The organism is Bacillus paranthracis (assembly GCF_024296885.1).
GTDB classification, from domain to species: Bacteria; Bacillota; Bacilli; order Bacillales; family Bacillaceae_G; genus Bacillus_A; species Bacillus_A paranthracis.
The window spans coordinates 3658928-3677219 of the sequence record NZ_CP101135.1 but is presented as its reverse complement, the minus strand read 5'-3'; the positions used below and the strand labels follow the sequence as shown (position 1 = coordinate 3677219).

The window sequence follows — 18292 nt, the reverse complement described above, 5'->3', positions numbered from 1 at the left end:
TTTATTGCAAAGATTTAAACTGAAGGAGGATGTAACAATGGAACAAAAGCCAGTGTTAGACGTTAATGAAGTACCGAAACCGGGAAAATGGTTATTTTTAAGTATACAACATTTGTTCGCGATGTTTGGATCAACAGTGCTTGTTCCGTTTTTAACAGGATTGAATCCGTCAGTAGCATTAATATCAAGTGGATTAGGAACGTTAGCGTTTCTTCTTATAACGAAAGGTCAAGTACCTGCCTATCTTGGATCATCATTCGCCTTTATCGCACCGATTATAACAGCGAAAACGGCAGGGGGACCTGGAGCAGCAATGCTTGGTGGTTTGCTAGCAGGACTTGTATACATCTTAATCTCACTCGGAATTAAGAAATCAGGATCAGAGTGGATTATGAAATTACTACCACCAATCGTAGTTGGTCCAGTAGTAATGGTAATCGGGCTAGCTTTAGCACATACAGCAGTTAACATGGCGATGAATGGTGCGGATGGCAAATATAGCTTTACACACTTTTCAGTAGCATTAGTAACATTAGCAATTACAATCATATGCTCAATATTCGGAAGAGGATTTTTCAGTATCATACCAGTGTTACTTGGCATTATCGGCGGATATATTTTCGCTTACTTCCAAGGGTTAGTAGACTTAAAGCCGGTAGCTGAGGCAAAATGGTTTGTTGTACCAGATTTCACGGTACCATTTGTAACATACACACCAGAGTTTTCATGGAAGATTGTACTCTTGATGGTACCAGTTGCACTAGTAACAATTTCAGAACATATCGGACATCAAATTGTATTAGGAAATGTTATTAAAAGAGATTTAATTAAAAAACCAGGTTTACACCGTTCAATCTTCGGTGATGGAGTAGCCACATTAATCGCATCGCTAATCGGTGGACCACCGAATACAACGTATGGTGAAAACATCGGCGTGCTAGCAATTACAAGAGCGTACAGTGTATACTTATTCATCGGTTCAGCGGTATTCGCAATCATGTTCGGATTTATCGGTAAGATTTCTGCACTGATTCATTCGATCCCAACACCAGTTATGGGTGGTGTATCAATCTTACTATTCGGTGTAATCGCATCAAGCGGATTACGCATGATGGTAGACGATAAAACAGATTTAAGTGACAAACGAAACTTAATGATTGCATCAGTAATACTAGTAATCGGTATTGGTGGAGCGGTACTTCACGTAGGAGAATCATTCCAAGTAGAAGGAATGGCACTAGCAGCAATTGTAGGTGTACTGTTAAATCTACTACTACCAGAAACGAAACAAATAAAACAATCTAAGCAGATTGCTTCATAATAATAACCTTTTAATTCAGTCCTGTGAGACCGGAAAGGGTGGCTTCTTTCTTGCACCCTAGTCTCACATGACTAGGGTATTTTTATGCAAAGGTTGTTATAAAAATACAAAAGTGGTAACATAAAAATCAGAAAGATGAGGGATGACGATGAGCCATTTGTTAACGATGAGTGAATTATCGGAAGTAGAAATTTCAGAAATCCTAAAAGACGCAGAAGATTTTGCGAATGGGAAAGAGAGCAAAACGACAGAGCAAACTTTTGTTGCGAACTTGTTCTTTGAGAATAGTACGAGAACAAGATTTAGCTTTGAAGTTGCTGAGAAGAGATTAGGACTTGATGTTTTAAACTTTTCAGCTGATGCATCTAGCGTACAAAAAGGAGAAACTTTATACGATACGATAAGAACACTAGAATCAATCGGAACAAAAGCAGTGGTCATCCGCCATGAGCAAGATCGCTACTTCGATGAACTAAAAGATCAGGTGAATATCCCGATCTTAAACGCTGGAGATGGATGTGGAAACCACCCAACGCAGTGCCTACTCGACCTTCTTACAATTAAACAAGAGTTTGGAAGATTTGAAGGTTTGAAGATTGCAATAGTAGGAGATGTTCGTCATAGCCGAGTAGCACGTTCTAATGCAGAAGCATTAACGAAGCTAGGTGCAACAATTTACTTTGCAAGTCCAGAAGAGTGGAAAGATGAAGACAACACATTTGGAACATACAAACCATTAGATGAACTTGTTCCGGAAGTGGATGTAATGATGTTACTTCGTGTACAACATGAGCGTCATGATCATTATGAAACAGACATTATGAAAGAGTATCATGAGAAACACGGATTAACAGTGGAAAGAGAAAAGCGTATGAAAGAAGGAAGCATTATTATGCATCCAGCTCCTGTAAACCGAGATGTTGAAATTGCAAGTGAACTTGTTGAGTGTGAGCGTTCACGCATATTTAAACAAATGGAAAATGGAGTTTACGTAAGAATGGCTGTACTAAAACGCGCCTTACCAAATGTATTAGGAGGAATGAAACATGAATTATTTGTTTAAAGATGGTCGTTATATGAATGAAGAAGGAAAAATCGTAGCAACGGATCTTCTCGTACAAGACGGTAAAATCGCTAAGGTAGCAGAAAATATTACGGCAGATAATGCTGAAGTAATCGATGTGAACGGAAAGTTAATCGCACCTGGATTAGTAGATGTACACGTACACCTTCGTGAACCAGGTGGTGAACATAAAGAAACAATTGAAACAGGTACGCTAGCAGCGGCAAAAGGTGGATTCACAACAATTTGCGCAATGCCAAATACACGCCCAGTACCAGATTGCAGAGAACATATGGAAGACTTACAAAATCGTATTAAAGAAAAAGCGCATGTTAACGTACTACCATATGGAGCAATTACAGTACGTCAAGCGGGTTCTGAAATGACAGATTTCGAAACGTTAAAAGAACTTGGAGCATTTGCTTTCACTGATGACGGTGTAGGTGTACAAGATGCTAGCATGATGTTAGCTGCTATGAAACGTGCAGCGAAATTAAATATGGCAGTAGTTGCGCACTGTGAAGAGAATACTCTTATTAATAAAGGTTGTGTACATGAAGGGAAGTTTTCTGAGAAACACGGATTAAACGGTATCCCATCAGTATGTGAATCTGTACATATTGCAAGGGATATACTGCTTGCTGAAGCGGCAGATTGTCACTATCACGTATGTCATGTAAGTACGAAAGGATCTGTACGTGTAATACGTGATGCGAAACGCGCTGGAATTAAAGTAACAGCAGAAGTAACACCCCATCACTTAGTGTTATGTGAAGATGATATCCCATCAGCTGATCCTAACTTTAAAATGAACCCACCGCTTCGTGGAAAAGAAGATCATGCAGCATTAATTGAAGGTTTATTAGATGGAACAATCGATATGATTGCAACTGATCATGCACCGCATACAGCGGAAGAGAAAGCGCAAGGAATTGAAAGAGCACCGTTCGGAATTACTGGTTTTGAAACAGCATTCCCACTTCTATACACAAACCTTGTGAAAAAAGGAATTATTACACTAGAACAGTTAATTCAATTCTTAACAGAAAAGCCAGCTGATACATTCGGCTTAGAAGCAGGTCGCCTGAAAGAAGGTAGAACAGCTGATATTACAATCATTGATTTAGAACAAGAAGAAGAGATTGATCCAACAACATTCTTATCAAAAGGAAAAAACACACCATTCGCAGGTTGGAAATGCCAAGGATGGCCGGTAATGACAATCGTTGGTGGTAAGATCGCATGGCAAAAGGAGAGTGCATTAGTATGAAAAGACAACTTATCTTAGAAGATGGAACAGTATTAATTGGAACAGGTTTCGGAGGAGAAATCGAAAAGTCAGGTGAGGTTGTATTTACAACAGGAATGACTGGATATCAAGAAACATTATCTGATCCATCATATTGCGGTCAAATTGTAACATTCACGTACCCATTAATCGGAAACTACGGCATCAACCGTGACGATTTTGAATCGATTCACCCATCTGTAAATGGTTTAATCGTAAACGAAATTTGTGATCACCCATCAAACTTCCGTAATGAAATTTCGTTAAATGACTACTTAAAAGAAAGAAACATTCCAGGATTAGCAGGAATTGATACGAGAAAATTAACGAGAAAAATTCGTCAATACGGTACATTACGCGGACGCCTTTGTAACATGGATGCAGATGTAGAATACATCGTAAGCCAATTAAAAGCGACAGTATTTACAGACCATGTAAAACGAGTATCAACGAAAGATCCATACCCAAGCCCAGGCCGCGGACATCGTGTTGTATTAGTAGACTTCGGCATGAAACATGGTATTTTAAGAGAATTAAATAAACGTGATTGTGATGTAATTGTAGTTCCTTACAACACGACAGCTGAAGAAATTTTACGCCTTAGCCCAGATGGAATTATGTTAAGTAACGGACCTGGGGATCCAAAAGATGTACCAGAAGCAATCGAAATGTTAAAAGACATTATCGGTAAAGTTCCTTTATTCGGAATTTGCCTAGGACACCAACTATTCGCTTTAGCGTCTGGTGCGAATACAAGTAAGTTAAAATTCGGTCACCGTGGTTTAAACCATCCAGTAAAAAATCTTGCAACTGGAAAAGTAGCAATTACATCTCAAAACCATGGTTACGCAGTAGAAGAAGAATCAGTTGAAAATACAGAACTTGAAATTACACATGTTGCTTTAAATGATGGAACAGTAGAAGGTCTTCGTCATAAGAAGTTCCCAGCATTTACAGTTCAATACCATCCAGAAGCTTCAGCAGGACCAGAAGATGCAAATGATTTATTCGAAGATTTCTTAACAATGATTGAAAACTTCAAGAAAGAAGGGGAAGAGTTATGCCAAAACGCCTAGACATTAACACAATTTTAGTAATCGGATCAGGACCAATTGTAATTGGGCAAGCAGCGGAGTTTGACTACTCTGGAACACAAGCTTGTCAATCTCTTAAAGAGGAAGGTTACAAAGTAATCCTTGTTAACTCTAACCCAGCGACAATTATGACAGATACTGCAACAGCAGATAAAGTATACATTGAGCCTTTAACATTAGAATTCGTAAGCCGAATCATTCGTAAAGAACGTCCAGATGCAATCTTACCAACATTAGGCGGTCAAACAGGTTTAAACATGGCTGTTGAACTTGCAAAATCAGGCGTACTTGAAGAATGCGGAGTTGAAATTTTAGGAACAAAATTATCAGCAATCGAGCAAGCGGAAGATCGTGATTTATTCCGTACATTAATGCAAGATTTAAATGAACCAACACCACCAAGTGAAATTATTCATAACCTTGATGAAGCATATGGCTTTGTAAACGAAATTGGTTATCCAGTAATCGTTCGTCCAGCATTCACATTAGGCGGAACGGGCGGCGGAATTTGCCATAACGAAGAAGAGTTAATTGAAATCGTAACAAGTGGTTTAAAACATAGCCCAGTAACACAATGTTTATTAGAGAAAAGTATTGCTGGTTGTAAAGAAATTGAATATGAAGTAATGCGTGATTCAAATGATAACGCGATTGTAGTATGTAACATGGAAAACATCGATCCAGTTGGTGTTCATACAGGTGATTCTATCGTTGTAGCACCGAGCCAAACGCTAAGCGACCGTGAATACCAAATGTTACGTAATACTTCATTACGAATTATTCGTGCACTAGGAATTGAAGGTGGATGTAACGTTCAGCTTGCACTAGATCCATATAGCTTCCAATACTATGTAATCGAAGTAAACCCACGTGTAAGTCGTTCATCTGCATTGGCATCTAAAGCAACTGGATATCCAATTGCGAAATTAGCAGCGAAAATTGCAGTCGGCTTAACATTAGATGAAATCGTAAACCCAGTAACACAAAAAACTTACGCTTGCTTCGAGCCAGCATTAGACTATGTTGTTTCAAAAATTCCACGCTGGCCATTTGATAAGTTTGAATCAGCGAACAGAACACTTGGAACGCAAATGAAAGCAACTGGTGAGGTTATGTCAATCGGACGTAACTTAGAAGAATCATTATTAAAAGCGGTTCGTTCTTTAGAGCTTGGCATTTATCACTTAGAATTAGACCACTTAAAAGAACTTGATAAAGAAACAATGAAAAAACGCATTATTAAAGCAGATGATGAGCGACTGTTTATCGTAGCAGAAGCAATTCGTCAAGGTGTAACGAAAGAAGAGATTAACGAATGGTGTGAAATGGACTTCTTCTTCTTACAAAAAGTTGAAAACATCGTAAATATGGAACGCGAAGTAAAAGCGAATGTAGGAAATATGGAAGTACTACAAACTGCAAAAGAAATGGGCTTCAGCGATCACTACATCGCAGCAGCTTGGAACAAAACGGAGCGCGAAATTTACGATATGCGTAAAGAAAATAATATGACGCCAGTATTCAAAATGGTAGATACTTGTGCGGCAGAGTTTGAATCTGCAACACCGTATTACTACAGCACATACGCTGATGAGAACGAATCAATTGTAACAGATCGTAAGAGTGTAGTAGTTCTAGGATCTGGTCCAATCCGCATTGGTCAAGGTGTTGAGTTTGACTATGCAACAGTTCACTCAGTATGGGCAATTAAAGAAGCTGGATATGAAGCAATTATTATTAACAATAACCCAGAAACTGTTTCAACAGACTTCAGTATTTCTGACAAATTATACTTTGAACCATTAACGATTGAAGATGTAATGCACATCATCGATTTAGAAAAACCAGAAGGTGTTATCGTTCAGTTCGGTGGACAAACGGCAATTAACTTAGCGGCAAAATTAGAAGAACATGGTGTGAAGATTTTAGGAACATCACTTGAAGACTTAGACCGTGCAGAAGATCGTGATAAATTCGAAGCTGCTTTAACAAAACTTGGTATCCCACAACCAGTTGGTAAAACAGCAACGACTGTAGAACAAGCGGTAGCAATCGCAGAAGAAATTGGTTACCCAGTATTAGTAAGACCATCTTACGTACTAGGTGGACGTGCGATGGAAATCGTATATCGTCAAGAAGAACTACTGCACTACATGAAAAATGCAGTTAAAGTTCACGCAGATCACCCAGTATTAATCGACCGTTACATGGTCGGTAAAGAAATTGAAGTAGATGCAATTTCAGACGGTGAGAATGTATTCATTCCAGGTATTATGGAACATATTGAACGCGCTGGAGTTCACTCTGGTGACTCAATTGGAGTATATCCGCCACAAAGCTTATCTGAAAAATTAAAAGAACAAATCATTGAACATACTATTGCACTTGGAAAAGGATTAAACATTGTTGGATTACTAAATATCCAGTTTGTAGTATTCAAAGATCAAGTGTACGTAATTGAAGTAAATCCACGTGCGAGCCGTACAGTACCATTCTTAAGTAAAATTACAGGTGTACCAATGGCAAACGTTGCAACGAAAGTTATTTTAGGGCAAAACCTAGTAGAGCAAGGATACGGAACGGGTTATCACCCAGAAGAGAAAGAAGTATATGTAAAAGCTCCGGTATTCTCATTCGCGAAACTACGCTCAGTTGATACAACATTAGGACCTGAAATGAAATCAACAGGGGAAGTAATGGGTAAAGATTTAACGCTTGAAAAAGCATTATACAAAGGGTTAGTTGCTTCAGGAATTAACATCCCAACGCACGGATCAGTAATCATTACTGTAGCGGATAAAGATAAAGAAGAAGCAATGGAAATTGCAAAACGTTTCCACGAAATCGGCTATAACTTATTAGCAACAGCTGGAACAGCACAATCGTTAGCAGAGCAAAACATTCCAGTGCAAGTTGTTAATAAAATTGATTCTGAAGAATACAACTTACTTGATATTATCCGTCAAGGAAAAGCACAGTTTGTAATCAATACATTAACAAAAGGCAAACAACCAGCGCGTGATGGTTTCCGCATTCGCCGTGAATCAGTAGAAAATGGTGTGGCTTGCTTAACATCACTTGATACAACGAGAGCAATCTTACGAGTATTAGAATCTATGACATTCTCAGCTCATTCAATGAAAGAAATTACGCAAACAAAGCGTCACGAGGTGGTACATGCATGATGCAAAAGCAAAATATGATCGTCGTTAATCAAAAAGAAATCGCAAAAAACATTTACGAATTAGTGCTTCAAGGAACTTTAGTACAGCAAATGAACGAACCAGGGCAGTTTGTACACATTAAGGTGGCAGAGGGCATTGCGCCCCTTCTGCGCCGCCCGATTAGTATTTGTAATGTAGATCAAGAGAAGAACGAATTTACAATGCTATATCGTGCAGAAGGACAAGGGACAAAAACATTAGCAACTAGAAAACAAGGTGAAATGGTAGACGTACTAGGACCGTTAGGACACGGTTTTCCTGTAGAAGAAGCAGAAGCTGGTCAAACAGCATTACTAGTAGGCGGGGGAATTGGTGTACCACCACTTTATGAATTATCACAGCGCCTCGTTGCAAAAGGTGTACGCGTAATTCACATCTTAGGTTTTCAAACGAAAGATGTTGTTTTCTATGAAGAAAAATTTGCAGAACTTGGTGATACGTACGTTGCGACAGTAGACGGTACACACGGTACAAAAGGATTTGTCACAGATGTAATTGATCATTACGGAATTGACTTTGATATTCTTTATTCGTGTGGTCCGTTAGCGATGCTTCGTGCATTAGAAGGACGTTACAAAGAGAAAAAAGCCTATATTTCATTAGAAGAACGTATGGGCTGTGGTATTGGAGCTTGTTTCGCATGTGTATGCCACTTACAAGAAGATCCAAGTGGACATTCTTACAAGAAGGTGTGTAGCGACGGACCAGTATTTCCAATCGGGGAGGTTGTACTATGAACAGATTGCAAGTTGAATTACCGGGATTATCATTAAAAAATCCAATTATACCAGCATCTGGATGCTTTGGGTTTGGTCGTGAATATGCACAGTTTTACGATTTAAGTGTACTAGGATCAATCATGATTAAAGCGACGACAGAACAACCACGCTATGGAAATCCTACGCCTCGTGTTGCTGAAACACCGGGCGGCATGTTAAATGCAATCGGACTTCAAAACCCAGGATTAGAAAAAGTAATGAATTCTGAATTACCATGGTTAGAACAATTTGATCTTCCAATCATTGCAAACGTTGCAGGTTCACAAGCTGAGGATTACGTAGCGGTTGCAAAGGAAATTTCTAAAGCGCCTAATGTCCATGCACTAGAATTAAATATTTCTTGTCCAAACGTAAAAACAGGTGGTATCGCCTTTGGTACAAATCCTGAAATTGCTGCTGATTTAACGAAGCGAGTAAAAGAGGTTTCTGAAGTACCTGTATACGTGAAGTTGTCACCGAACGTGGCAAACATTGTGGAAATTGCAAAAGCGATTGAAAATGCAGGTGCAGATGGTTTAACGATGATTAATACATTGCTTGGTATGCGTCTAGATTTAAAAACAGCTAAACCAATTTTAGCAAACCGTACAGGCGGATTATCAGGTCCTGCGATTAAGCCAGTAGCAATTCGTATGGTACATGAAGTAAGTCAAGCGGTTAACATTCCAATTATCGGAATGGGCGGTATTGAAACAGCGGAAGATGTAATTGAATTCTTCTACGCTGGCGCAAGCGCAGTTGCAGTAGGTACAGCGAACTTTATCGATCCGTTCGTATGTCCGACAATTATTGAAGAGTTACCAGCATTACTAGATGAATTAGGATTTGATCACATTTCGGAATGTCAAGGAAGGAGCTGGAAGCAAACATGTCACAGTCGTTAATCGTTGCACTAGATTTTCCGGGGAAACAAGATGTAGAACAATTCTTGCGCCACTTTGAAGGGGAAGAGTTATTTGTCAAAGTTGGTATGGAGTTATTTTATAAAGAAGGCCCTGCAATTATTACGTACTTAAAAGAAAAAGGACATAAGATTTTTCTAGATTTAAAACTTCATGATATTCCAAATACAGTAAAAAGCGCTATGCGTAGCCTAGCTAGTCTAGATGTAGATATGGTAAATGTTCATGCTGCTGGGGGAAACAGCATGATGAAAGCTGCGATTGAGGGATTAGAGGAAGGTAAGCAAGAAGGAAAAGAGAGACCGATTTGTATTGCAGTTACACAACTAACAAGCACTTCGGAAGCTATGATGAAAAAAGAGATCGGCATTGAGAAAACGTTAGAAGAAGCGGTTGCTCATTATGCAAAATTAACGAAAGAAAGTGGACTTGATGGCGTTGTTTGCTCAACGCTTGAAGTTCCAAAATTACGTGAAGTATGCGGAGATGGATTTGTAACAGTAACACCGGGGATTCGTCTTGCAAGCGATGATGTAAATGACCAGGTGCGCGTAGCAACACCGAAACGTGCGAGGGAACTTGGCTCAAGCTACATCGTAGTTGGACGTAGTATTACAAAAGCAGAAAATCCGCTTGAAGCGTATAAAACAGTAAAACAACAGTGGGAAGGTGTAACAGTATGAAAAAAGAAATCGCATCGCATTTATTAGAAATTGGAGCAGTATTTTTACAACCGAATGATCCATTTACATGGTCTTCAGGTATGAAATCACCAATTTATTGTGATAACCGTTTAACTTTATCTTATCCGAAAGTACGTCAAGCAATTGCAGCTGGATTAGAAGAGTTAATTAAAGAGCACTTCCCAACTGTAGAAGTTATTGCAGGAACAGCAACTGCTGGTATTGCGCACGCTGCATGGGTAAGCGATCGTATGGATTTACCAATGTGCTACGTACGTAGTAAAGCAAAAGGTCACGGTAAAGGGAACCAAATCGAAGGAAAAGCTGAAAAAGGTCAAAAAGTAGTAGTAGTAGAAGACTTAATTTCAACTGGCGGTAGTGCAATTACATGTGTAGAAGCACTTCGCGAAGCTGGCTGTGAAGTATTAGGAATCGTATCAATCTTCACATATGAGCTAGAAGCAGGAAAAGAAAAGCTAGAATCAGCTAACGTAGCATCATATTCTTTAAGTGATTACAGTGCATTAACTGAAGTTGCAGCAGAAAAAGGTATGATCGGACAAGCTGAAACGAAAAAATTACAAGAGTGGCGTAAAGATCCAGCTAACGAAGCCTGGATCACAGCGTAAAACGAAAAAAGACGACTGCGGGGGAACGCGGTCGTCTTTTTATATCACTGTTAAAACTTCATGTAAAGAGCATATAGTAGGAATATTGTACTTGAGTTGCGAGTTATCCCGATTTAACCATATCCCTTGCATTCCAGCTGCTGTACTACTAATTGCATCAGTCTCTAATCGATCGCCAATATAATAGCAATCTTTCATTTCAAGATTCAATTGTAATACGGCTCTGTGAAACATTTCAATGTTTGGTTTTGATACCCCAATTTCACTAGAAGTAAAAATATATTTGAAATACTGTAGAATGTTTAAGGCTGTTAATTTTTCGATTTGTTGTTCATATTCACCATTACTAATGATACCTAGTGAGTGTCCTCTTTGCTGTAAGCTTTGTAATGTATAGAGTACATCTTCAAACAGGGTCCAGTTTTTCTTATATAGTTCTATATATTGATTGAATCTATGCTGAGATTCTTTGGGTGATAGGTTTACTCCATATGTTTTAAATAAATGATACATTCGCATTAATTGTTGTTCTTGAAAAGATAATTCCCTGGATAAAAATTTGTTGAAATATTCTTCTGATAATTCATGCCAGACTTCTGTTGCCTCTAATTCATTGCCTGAAAAAATAGTATTATATATTTGAAAAAAATCAATAATACCATTTCTTTCAGCAGCCTCATAATCAAGTAAAGTTCCATCAATATCAAAGAAAATCATATTCCTGTCTCCTTGCTAACAACTATTTAGCGTTTTCAGCAACCTCATATCCTTTCACAAACAATAGCGTCATATAAGAAACAAGAAATGAGAAGATGCTGTACATGCCAACCCAAAAGAAAAATTTTGGAGTAAAGGCGATAACACCTATTATTAAAAAACTAGCAAACGTTACAATCGGCATTACGTAATACGTTTTCGTTTTGCGTGTTCCAATAACAGATACGATAAAGATAAATAACGGACAAATTAATAAGACGAAAATCAATTCATTCATAGGTATGTCCCCTTTTCTAATTGCAGTAATCTGTTTCTTATAAACGTTTTGAAATAATTACTCTCCTAATATAATTTCGCTAAGTAATAACGAATCCCTCTTGAAAACTGATAATTCATGATGAATTTTACAAGCAAAAAACGTAAGCAAGAGAACACTTGCTTACGCTATAGAATAAACATCGCAACAATCGTGGTGACAATTAAGCCAATCATAACTGGTAAAAAGTTTCGACGTGCAAGTTCAAATGGATCGACTTTACAAATCGCAGCGGCAGGAATAAGTGCCCAAGGAATTAACGTCCCGCCCCCGGTCCATATAGCTGCAATTTGCCCGAGTGCTGTTAATGTAGCTGTTCCATGGCCAAGTGCTGTTCCGAAAAGATTGGCAATGGAACCAGCAAGTGATATACCTGAAAAACCTGATCCATCTAAGCCGGTAATGACACCAACGATAGTTAATGTCCCTGCCGATACATATTGATTTAAAGGAACAGTTTGAGATAAAGCGATGCCTAAGTCGTTAATGATTCCGTGTGAACCTTTCGGTAAATAGTCCCCGATAATTTTCACAAAGCCACTATCTCCTAAATAAAAGAGTGCAGCGATAGGAATAACTGGTCCGAAAATTTTAAAGCCAAATTGGAGCCCTTCTATAAAGTAATCGGTCGTTTTATTCAGTCCATTACCTTTGTAGGCGATGAGAGAAATGATGATAATCATAATAACAGTTGTTCCGCCGATAAGTGCAGTTGCGTCGCTTCCTTGTAGTTTAAATTGAATCATGCAAAGGATATCGATGGCATATACGATCGGAATACAAATAGCGAGCCATTTTTTTGTCCGAGTAGATAATGAAGTGAGCGTTTTAGAAGACGTAGTTGATGAAATAGACTCTTGTATAGATAAGCCTGTATGAAACTCTTTTCGTAAGAAGAAAAAAGCGACGGAAGTTGTCACAATGCCCATAACAATTACGAGAGGAACACTGGCAGAAACAACGCTAGAAACAGGAAGACCAGCAGCGTCCGCGGTTAATTTTGGTGCGCCTTGTATAACGAAGTCGCCGGATAAAGCAATCCCATGACCGAATAAGTTCATAGCAATTGCCACTCCAATTGGCGGAAGGCCGACACGTACAGCAACCGGTAATAAAATAGCTCCCATTAAGGCAACAGCTGGAGAAGGCCAAAAGAAGAAAGAAATTGTCATCATCAAAAGACCGATAATCCAGTAGGCGAGGATAGGGGTACGAATCATCTTTGTAAATGGTGAAATCATTGTATCATTTATGCCAGTATGAACGAGTAAATTGCTCATGGATACGATAATGGAAATGATTAATATAGTTGGTAATAGCTCAGTAATAGCGTAAATAAAACTTTGAAAAATGCCGCTAACGGCAAGAGGGATAGAACTTGTAGCAGTTAATGCTAATAAAAAGATGAAAACGATACAAATAATCGTCGTATCCTTTCGGAAAATAAAAAAGGTAATAATGGTGAGTAAACAAATAACATAGAGAGCGTGTAATAGCGTTAATTCAACTCCCATAACATTCACATCCTTAGGCAATCGTGTAGTTTATTGTATGAAAGTAGGGAAAGTATGTGAGTATAAGAAACAGAAAAAAGGTAAAATTTCATGTACTGTAATGGTAAGAATAAAAAATGGATGTTAAAATACAATTAATCCTAAAAATGGAATGAAAGGAGGGCTTATGCGCAAAATAATTGGGTTTTGGGGCTTTATCCTCTCTTGTAGTCTATTAAGCATTTTAAATTTGTTTACAAGCAATGAATGGATCAGTATTATACCTGTTTTTGGGTTTGTACTTATACTTTTATATAACTGGGATGATATGAAACAATATAGCAAGAAAAGTATTGGAATTATGATAGGTATCATCGTTGTTTGTTCATTATTCGTAGGAGTTATTTTAATAGAGGGTCAGAAACAAATGGAGAAAATGTCTATTTTTCAAGAATGGATGTCGTCTGCAAAAAGTCTTTATATTGTAATTGTAGTAGTTATTTTTCTAAGAATTGTTATAAGCATAGCAAGTTACATATTAAAGGAGAAGTAGAATGGGGGAGTACGAATGAGAGAGAAAATAGGATATTATGGTGTGCTCGTTTGTTTACTATTATCAGTTATTTCAGGGCAATTTTTTAAAAGTGAATGGGTACCAGTTATATTATGTATAGGAGTATTGATTTTTGCTCCTATGTATCGCTGGGATGAGTGGAAAGCATATAGCCGAAAAAAGAAAATTGTATTCAGTATTGAGTTTGTCATGATAATTAGTACGATTCCGTTTTTGTTACTGAAGGGAAATGAGATAATAGATGGAATTGTAATGTTTCAAGGGTGGTTATTTATTGCGAAATTGCTATATTTAATTTGCATTTTAATGTTGGTAGCGGTAGTCACTAAAACAGTAAATGAAAAGCTATTCGTTAATGAATAGAAGAAAGTGCCACCTTATCTGGTGGCACTTTCTTACTTTATTGAATGAGCTTTCTGCATCTTCTTAATTAAACGAATTTGTCCGCGATGATTGATTTCATCTTCAAATACGTGAAACCATTTAAAATAGTTATTTGCTTGTTTGTCATACCAAAAGTCTGTCGTTTTAAACAGCCATTCATCAGGTAACGATTGGAATGTTTCAATTGTTTTGGAACGTACTTCTTGTAATGTATCAATATAAAATTCTATAGAGTTTCCTTTTATTTTCTCACGTCCAAGAGCTTCTAACTCGAGGCCAGGTAACCATCTTTCTAGTTCGGCCTCCGTTGGTTCGCGGTCTTCAAAAGTATGAATCTGGTAGTAAAATTCAACAGCAGCCATGTGATATAATAGCATGCCGATTGAATTTGCTTCCTCGTTATATAAATAATCAAGTTCTTCCATTGTTAAATCTTCCACCGCTTGCATTGTTGTATAGCGAGCGTAATTCATCATGGAAACTAGTTTGGAAAATTCAGGATGTAAACCATCTATTTTATCGATTACAAAGTTCAATTACAATTCCCCCTCTTGAAACGAATACTCCAGAGAAGGAATTCTATGTGCAGAGAAAAAATCCTGTTGAAAATTTCAAAATATTAACAAGGGATTACAATTAGTTCTCTATTTGATTTTGTAATAACTTCATATCCGTCTTTTGTAATGACAATATCATCTTCAATTCTACAACCGCCCCAGTTCGGTATGTAAATACCTGGTTCAACTGTAACGACCATACCCTCTTCTAAAGTAGCCTTACTTTCTTGGGATAGGCGGAGAGGTTCATGAATTTCTAATCCAAGACCATGACCAGTAGAATGTCCAAAATATTGACCGTATCCATGCTCAGTAATGTAGTTTCTCGTTATATCATCGATACGTTTTGCAGTTTCTCCAGGCTTAATCGCTTCAGTCCCGCGTTTTAATGCTTCAAGTACAATATTGTATATCTTTTTGAATTCTTCTGATGGTTCCCCGATTACTACAGTACGTGTTATATCGGAACAATATCCGTCGTAAAGTGCACCGAAATCTAATGTAACGATGTCGCCTCGTTCAATTATTTTATTTGATGCAACTCCATGTGGAAGGGAAGAACGAACACCAGAAGCTACAATAATTTGAAATGATGAAGATGCAGCACCTTTTTTTCGCATGAAAAATTCTAATTCATCTCGTACAGTATTTTCACTTATTCCTGGTTTTAGAAACGTAAGAATGTGGTGAAATGCTTCGTCCGCAATATTAGCTGCAATTTTCATTGTTTCTATTTCAGGCGTGTCTTTAATGATACGAATATTTTCGATAATTTCGCACACTTGAATCATTTCCGCCTGTACGTACTTTTGCAAGTTTTTATATTGTTGCAATGTCATGTTGTTTTCTTCAATTCCGAGTTTTTGAATGTTTAATTTTGATACTTGATTTGCAACTTCTTCCTCTAAATTTCCTTTATGCATAATAATTTCAGCATCTTTTATTTGTGATTTTGCTTGATCTACATAGCGGAAATCAGTTATAAAAACAGCTTTATCCGCAGAGATTAAGACGGCGCCAGCACTACCTGTAAAGCCTGTTGCATATTGGCGATTTTCTTTTTTTGTAATCAGTAATCCGTCAATTTCATAGTTTTGTAGTTGATTTTGGATTTTATTCATTTTTAAAGTCATGTTAATTCCCCCTATTCACAGTATTGAATAAAGCAAATAGCGTGCCAAAGTGTATATTTGAAGAAAGGATAAGAACTACATATATTTAAGTTGAAGTGAAAAAATAGCTAGCCACTTGTAGGAGACAGGTCATTTATAAATAATTGGTAGGGATGAAGAAACATTGATTTGAGTCGTGCTTTATATACATACTGTAAAAAAATTTATACAGGTATGGAATAACACTGTCAATCTTTTTGACAATATATAAAATGACAAAAGAAAGATATTACGAACTAATGGAAAAGAATAAAAAATGCGCTGCTTATAAGCAACGCATTTTTTTATTTAAGCTTTTAATTTCATTACAGTATCAGCATCGGGTGTTACATAAACAGTTTGCTGATTGTCGTACGTAACAAAACCAAGTTTTGCACCACTCGGTTTTTTCACATGGCGTATTTTGGTGAAATCAACAGGTACAGAGCTAGACTCTTTTGCTTTACTGTAATAAGCAGCAATTTTGGCAGCTTCTAGTAAAGTTTCTTCAGCAGGTTCTAAAGAACGAATGACAACGTGAGAACCAGGTATGTCTTTCGTATGTAACCAAATTTCATCACGGCGGGCAAATTTCGTTGTTAAATAATCATTTTGTTTATTGTTTTTACCGACGAAAATCTCTGTGCCATCACTTGCTACATATTTATCTAATACTGGTTTAGTAGGCTTTTTCTTTCCGTTTTTCGTTTTACGATTGCGCATATAACCTTCTTCAGCTAATTCCTCACGAATTTCTTCAATATCTTTTGAAGAAGCAGCTTCCATTTGTTGAAGTAAGCTATCGAAATAAAGAATTTCTTCCTTTGTTTTTTCGATTTGTTCTTCTACAACAACAACTGAATTTTTCGCTTTTTGGTACTTTTGGAAATAGCGTTGTGCATTTTCAGATGGCGTTTTTAAAGGATCTAATGCGATCTTTACAGTTCCACCACTTTCATCATAATAGTTAACGACTTCAATATCTTTATCGCCTTTTTTCAAAGCGTACATATTGGCTGTAAGTAGTTCTCCAAATAGTTGATATTTATCTGCTTTTCCAGCATCTTGTAATGTTTTTTCTAGTTTAATGAGTTTTTTCTCATTTTTATTTTTTTCGTTTTGCATAAAGCGCTCTAAATCATGAGCTTGTTGTTTTACACGGTCACGCTCTGCTTTTCCAAAAAAGAAACGGTCTAGCAATTCACTAACAGATGAGAATGTCTTGTCTTCTCCAGCTAAGTGCGCAAGAGGGAAAAGATAAAAGAATTCTTTCCCATTTGAAGTAGTCATTGTTGGTGAATATGTATGAGTTAATAATGGTTTTTGTATGGAGAAAAATGCGTCAGCTAATGCTTTTTCATTTACCATACCTGCTTTTTTCACTACTTCTTTTGCGAATAACGGTGATATTCCGGTAAAGGTTCCGACTAGCTGTTTATCCATGTTTCCAGATAGAAAGTCTAGCGGTCTAATAAATTCATCATTTGTTTCGATCTGAAGTGGGTTAATTTTATGTTGTGCTGGTGGTGCAATATATTCAGCTCCAGCGTATACAGTTCGATGTCGGTTTACTGCTAAGGAAACGTGTTTTAAGCTATCTAAAATATTGTTTGTTTTTGTGTCTACTAAAATGATGTTACTATGTCGTCCCATAATTTCAATTACTAATGTTTTTAGCGATTCATCACCAATTTCATTTCTGCTACGAACGGTAATTTGAATAATACGCTCTAAATCAATTTGTTCAATTTTTTCAATGAATCCACCTTCTAAATGCTTACGAAGAAGCATACAGAACATTGGCGGAAGTGCAGGTGAATCATAATTTTGATTTGTTAAGTGTAAACGTGCATATGTCGGATGAGCGGAAAGAATCAGTTTTTGATTTTTTCCGTTTGCTCGAATATGTAATAAAATCTCGTATTTTGAAGGTTGATATATTTTTGAAATTCTTCCCGTGTAAAGAGAATTTGCAATTTCATGTGTAATCGCTCTTGTAAATAATCCATCGAATGCCATAAATGAACACTCCTTTCTAACTAAAAGTTAATTATAGCATTTTTTTGGACGAGGCTGAATAAGCTTTCAATAGAGTATGTCTGGAATCAGGAGGTCGA

Annotated in this window: 17 protein-coding genes; 11 read left to right on the top strand and 6 right to left on the bottom strand. The window is 37.3% G+C overall.

Annotated features, from left to right (window positions below; all coding sequences use genetic code 11):
• Positions 1 to 37: 37 nt before the first annotated feature.
• The 9 genes from uraA to pyrE all read left to right on the top strand — a co-directional run bounded on the left by uraA (position 38) and on the right by pyrE (position 10983).
• Complete coding sequence (gene uraA / locus NLJ82_RS18850; protein WP_000435929.1) at positions 38 to 1321, top strand: uracil permease; 1284 nt, start codon at positions 38 to 40, stop codon at positions 1319 to 1321.
• Positions 1322 to 1469: 148 nt separating this feature from the next.
• Positions 1470 to 2384, top strand: coding sequence for an aspartate carbamoyltransferase (gene pyrB / locus NLJ82_RS18845; RefSeq protein WP_000018849.1), 915 nt, complete (start codon positions 1470 to 1472; stop codon positions 2382 to 2384).
• Positions 2368 to 3654, top strand: a complete 1287-nt coding sequence (pyrC, locus tag NLJ82_RS18840) for a dihydroorotase (RefSeq protein WP_001108357.1) — start codon at positions 2368 to 2370, stop codon at positions 3652 to 3654. Before pyrB ends, pyrC begins: the two co-directional genes overlap by 17 nt.
• Positions 3651 to 4748, top strand: a complete 1098-nt coding sequence (locus tag NLJ82_RS18835; RefSeq protein ID WP_000828682.1) for a carbamoyl phosphate synthase small subunit — start codon at positions 3651 to 3653, stop codon at positions 4746 to 4748. Before pyrC ends, NLJ82_RS18835 begins: the two co-directional genes overlap by 4 nt.
• Complete coding sequence (gene carB / locus NLJ82_RS18830; RefSeq protein WP_001126110.1) at positions 4733 to 7951, top strand: carbamoyl-phosphate synthase large subunit; 3219 nt, start codon at positions 4733 to 4735, stop codon at positions 7949 to 7951. The genes NLJ82_RS18835 and carB overlap by 16 nt, the downstream gene beginning before the upstream one ends.
• Positions 7948 to 8727, top strand: a complete 780-nt coding sequence (gene pyrK, locus NLJ82_RS18825; protein ID WP_000983358.1) for a dihydroorotate oxidase B electron transfer subunit — start codon at positions 7948 to 7950, stop codon at positions 8725 to 8727. The genes carB and pyrK overlap by 4 nt, the downstream gene beginning before the upstream one ends.
• Positions 8724 to 9653: a dihydroorotate oxidase B catalytic subunit gene (gene pyrD / locus NLJ82_RS18820; RefSeq protein WP_001081057.1), complete on the top strand. Its 930-nt coding sequence runs from the start codon at positions 8724 to 8726 to the stop codon at positions 9651 to 9653. Before pyrK ends, pyrD begins: the two co-directional genes overlap by 4 nt.
• Positions 9638 to 10354, top strand: a complete 717-nt coding sequence (pyrF, locus tag NLJ82_RS18815; RefSeq protein WP_000083491.1) for an orotidine-5'-phosphate decarboxylase — start codon at positions 9638 to 9640, stop codon at positions 10352 to 10354. Before pyrD ends, pyrF begins: the two co-directional genes overlap by 16 nt.
• Positions 10351 to 10983 (top strand): orotate phosphoribosyltransferase, encoded by a 633-nt coding sequence (gene pyrE / locus NLJ82_RS18810; protein WP_000711452.1) that lies wholly within the window; start codon positions 10351 to 10353, stop codon positions 10981 to 10983. Before pyrF ends, pyrE begins: the two co-directional genes overlap by 4 nt.
• Before the next feature lie 39 nt (positions 10984 to 11022).
• Here pyrE and NLJ82_RS18805 read toward each other — a convergent pair whose 3' ends face one another.
• From NLJ82_RS18805 to NLJ82_RS18795, 3 genes are all read right to left on the bottom strand, one after another.
• Complete coding sequence (locus NLJ82_RS18805; protein ID WP_000575789.1) at positions 11023 to 11700, bottom strand: HAD family hydrolase; 678 nt, start codon at positions 11698 to 11700, stop codon at positions 11023 to 11025.
• A gap of 22 nt (positions 11701 to 11722) precedes the next feature.
• The gene (locus NLJ82_RS18800) at positions 11723 to 11977 is read right to left on the bottom strand and encodes a YbeF family protein (protein WP_001003921.1); all 255 of its coding nucleotides are present in this window, start codon (positions 11975 to 11977) and stop codon (positions 11723 to 11725) included.
• Positions 11978 to 12144: 167 nt separating this feature from the next.
• Entirely contained in the window at positions 12145 to 13530 is a 1386-nt protein-coding gene (locus NLJ82_RS18795) for a hypothetical protein (protein ID WP_000537897.1), read from the bottom strand.
• A 151-nt stretch (positions 13531 to 13681) separates the two neighbouring features.
• On the opposite strand from NLJ82_RS18795, the gene NLJ82_RS18790 reads away from it, so the two are divergent.
• Positions 13682 to 14062: a YoqO family protein gene (locus NLJ82_RS18790; RefSeq protein ID WP_002028235.1), complete on the top strand. Its 381-nt coding sequence runs from the start codon at positions 13682 to 13684 to the stop codon at positions 14060 to 14062.
• Positions 14063 to 14077: 15 nt separating this feature from the next.
• Positions 14078 to 14446: a YoqO family protein gene (locus tag NLJ82_RS18785; RefSeq protein ID WP_001208253.1), complete on the top strand. Its 369-nt coding sequence runs from the start codon at positions 14078 to 14080 to the stop codon at positions 14444 to 14446.
• Between the two features lie 32 nt (positions 14447 to 14478).
• Here NLJ82_RS18785 and NLJ82_RS18780 read toward each other — a convergent pair whose 3' ends face one another.
• The 3 genes from NLJ82_RS18780 to NLJ82_RS18770 all read right to left on the bottom strand — a co-directional run bounded on the left by NLJ82_RS18780 (position 14479) and on the right by NLJ82_RS18770 (position 18194).
• The gene (locus NLJ82_RS18780) at positions 14479 to 15003 is read right to left on the bottom strand and encodes a DinB family protein (protein WP_001012019.1); all 525 of its coding nucleotides are present in this window, start codon (positions 15001 to 15003) and stop codon (positions 14479 to 14481) included.
• Positions 15004 to 15086: 83 nt separating this feature from the next.
• The gene (locus NLJ82_RS18775; RefSeq protein WP_000172894.1) at positions 15087 to 16157 is read right to left on the bottom strand and encodes a M24 family metallopeptidase; all 1071 of its coding nucleotides are present in this window, start codon (positions 16155 to 16157) and stop codon (positions 15087 to 15089) included.
• A gap of 327 nt (positions 16158 to 16484) precedes the next feature.
• Positions 16485 to 18194, bottom strand: a complete 1710-nt coding sequence (locus NLJ82_RS18770; protein ID WP_000863255.1) for an Rqc2 family fibronectin-binding protein — start codon at positions 18192 to 18194, stop codon at positions 16485 to 16487.
• Positions 18195 to 18292 lie beyond the last annotated feature (98 nt).

Coding starts and splice junctions, on each gene's coding strand:
- pyrE (WP_000711452.1), top strand. CDS start 10,351: ATGAAAAAAGAAATCGCATCGCATTTATTAGAAATTGGAGCAGTATTT.
- uraA (WP_000435929.1), top strand. CDS start 38: ATGGAACAAAAGCCAGTGTTAGACGTTAATGAAGTACCGAAACCGGGA.
- NLJ82_RS18775 (WP_000172894.1), bottom strand. CDS start 16,157: ATGACTTTAAAAATGAATAAAATCCAAAATCAACTACAAAACTATGAA.
- NLJ82_RS18805 (WP_000575789.1), bottom strand. CDS start 11,700: ATGATTTTCTTTGATATTGATGGAACTTTACTTGATTATGAGGCTGCT.
- pyrD (WP_001081057.1), top strand. CDS start 8,724: ATGAACAGATTGCAAGTTGAATTACCGGGATTATCATTAAAAAATCCA.
- pyrK (WP_000983358.1), top strand. CDS start 7,948: ATGATGCAAAAGCAAAATATGATCGTCGTTAATCAAAAAGAAATCGCA.
- NLJ82_RS18800 (WP_001003921.1), bottom strand. CDS start 11,977: ATGAATGAATTGATTTTCGTCTTATTAATTTGTCCGTTATTTATCTTT.
- pyrC (WP_001108357.1), top strand. CDS start 2,368: ATGAATTATTTGTTTAAAGATGGTCGTTATATGAATGAAGAAGGAAAA.
- NLJ82_RS18770 (WP_000863255.1), bottom strand. CDS start 18,194: ATGGCATTCGATGGATTATTTACAAGAGCGATTACACATGAAATTGCA.
- NLJ82_RS18835 (WP_000828682.1), top strand. CDS start 3,651: ATGAAAAGACAACTTATCTTAGAAGATGGAACAGTATTAATTGGAACA.
- carB (WP_001126110.1), top strand. CDS start 4,733: ATGCCAAAACGCCTAGACATTAACACAATTTTAGTAATCGGATCAGGA.
- pyrB (WP_000018849.1), top strand. CDS start 1,470: ATGAGCCATTTGTTAACGATGAGTGAATTATCGGAAGTAGAAATTTCA.
- NLJ82_RS18790 (WP_002028235.1), top strand. CDS start 13,682: ATGAAAGGAGGGCTTATGCGCAAAATAATTGGGTTTTGGGGCTTTATC.
- pyrF (WP_000083491.1), top strand. CDS start 9,638: ATGTCACAGTCGTTAATCGTTGCACTAGATTTTCCGGGGAAACAAGAT.
- NLJ82_RS18785 (WP_001208253.1), top strand. CDS start 14,078: ATGAGAGAGAAAATAGGATATTATGGTGTGCTCGTTTGTTTACTATTA.
- NLJ82_RS18795 (WP_000537897.1), bottom strand. CDS start 13,530: ATGGGAGTTGAATTAACGCTATTACACGCTCTCTATGTTATTTGTTTA.